1 protein-coding gene is annotated in these 389 nt (G+C 60.4%); it reads right to left on the minus strand.

All coding sequences use genetic code 11. The features are described from left to right. Positions 1–21 precede the first annotated feature (21 nt). A partial coding sequence (locus tag CSV68_RS16860; RefSeq protein ID WP_158233545.1) for an EamA family transporter occupies positions 22–389 on the minus strand: 368 nt, incomplete at its 5' end.

Consider the following 389-nt stretch of genomic DNA (forward strand, 5'->3'; position numbering starts at 1 on the left):
CAGGGAAGAGGGGATATCAGGCTACGCCGATGTCTGAACCCGTCTTCTCGAATCCATCGAAATCAGCACCACCGACGACACAATCAGCAGCGTGCCCAGCCAGTCCGGCAGCGTAAACGCCACTCCAAGCAAAATCACCGACAGCAGGGCGCTGCTCAGCGGCTCGGCACAGCTCAGAATGCTCGCCTTCGGCCCGCCAATCATCTGCGCGCCTTTCAGATACAGGCTGAACGTCAGCGCCGTGCCAATCACCACCAGATAGAAAAACGCCAGCAGCAGGCTGCCATCAATCACGAAGGTGGTCCCGCGTCCGGCGTAGAACGGCGTCAGCACGACCCCCGCGATTAACATACTCCAGCCAACAATCGGCAGCGTGCCGTAGCGGGCGA

Source organism: Sporosarcina sp. P29 (genome assembly GCF_002743265.1).
Lineage (GTDB): Bacteria > Bacillota > Bacilli > Bacillales_A > Planococcaceae > Sporosarcina.